The organism is Okeania sp. SIO2B9 (genome assembly GCF_010672505.1).
Taxonomy (GTDB): domain Bacteria; phylum Cyanobacteriota; class Cyanobacteriia; order Cyanobacteriales; family Microcoleaceae; genus Okeania; species Okeania hirsuta.
Genome location: NZ_JAAHGK010001649.1, coordinates 1 through 1,363, shown reverse-complemented (window position 1 = coordinate 1,363; position 1,363 = coordinate 1). Strand labels below are relative to the sequence as shown.

At 34.8% G+C, this 1,363-nt stretch carries 2 pseudogenes; both read left to right on the top strand.

What is annotated here, in order from left to right:
- Nucleotides 1-79 precede the first annotated feature (79 nt).
- Nucleotides 80-460, top strand: a pseudogene (locus F6K13_RS33405) (ABC transporter permease); the annotation flags it as partial.
- A gap of 648 nt (nt 461-1,108) precedes the next feature.
- Nucleotides 1,109-1,363 (top strand): annotated as a pseudogene (locus F6K13_RS33400) (mechanosensitive ion channel family protein); the annotation flags it as partial.

Below are 1,363 nucleotides of genomic sequence, written 5' to 3'. Positions count from 1 at the left end.
TGACCCTAGCTAACCCTGCCCAACTAATAAATGAAGTAATAACTACAATTAAGAGAAATCTTTGGGCACTGGTTAAACCAGGGTCATTCGGGGACAAGTATTATCTATCAAAGAACGAGAATTTGTGCAAGCGGTAAGGGCGATGGGGGCAAATTCTTTTTATATTATTGTGCGTCATGTATTACCCCAAACAGCAACTTATGTAATTATTTCGGCAACTTTAGCTATTCCTAGTTTTATTATCTCAGAATCAGTTTTAAGTTTGATTGGTTTAGGTATTCAACAACCAGACCCCTCCTGGGGAAATATGTTATCTTTGGCCACGAATGCTTCTATTTTAGTGTTACAACCTTGGTTAGTATGGCCTCCAGCATTATTAATTATTCTAACTGTATTAGCTTTTAATTTATTAGGAGATGGGTTGCGAGATGCTCTAGATCCACGAAATTTACAACGCTAATTTACCAATGGATAATTGATAATTAATAATGGATAATTACTTCTGGTTAAAACCGTGAGGGAATTGAATATAAGGAAATATCCTAGAACTTTTTTTCCAAGAGAAAGGGGAGGCTAATAAAGCTGAATAATTAATAATTAGGGTTTGCTGAAAAAGTCTTTGAGTAGGGGTAGGAGTCAGGAGTCGTAGGGGCGATTTCCTCCGGAATGCTGCGCAAACGCGAATTGCCTGTACAGGATAAATGGGAATTTAGAGGAGGTCGTCGGAAAAATTCTCCCTTAATTTTTCTTTCCTAGTCAGCCTTTTATGCTAACTTTTTGAACCTTTTCGACCTAAAAGCTTGTACTTTTTCCAGACCTAAAAAGGCACTTATCTTTATCTGTCAATGCTTTTAGATTTAATCAGCAAGCCCTAATTATTCGGTAAAGTTGAAACTTCAAAAAAGAAGAGGAATGAATTTAGACTATGTTGACACTTTTACAAACATCAAACTCTTCAGCTATATACTCACTCCCTTGGCTCGAACAGGGAGGAATTTTAGGGATTGCAATAGTTTTAGGATTCTTTTTATATCTGTTAGTATTCTCGGTTCTAAAGTCTTTCTTTCGCCGTTCAAGCAATGAAATAGGTATTTTAACTATAAATATTTTGCAAACTCCTCTACTGATACTTTTTGTACTAATTGCTCTAAAAGTATTAACTTACAGTTTAAACTTATTAGAACATTTACCTTTAATTCACAGATTATTAACAGCAGGAATTATTGTTGTAACTACTTATTTAATCAATCAGTTATTTACCCAGGTAATTGCTTATTCTCTCAGCAAATATGCAGAAAAAACAGAAGCAGACTGGGATGATGTCTTAATTCCCTTGATTAAAAATACCCTACCAATTTTAGTC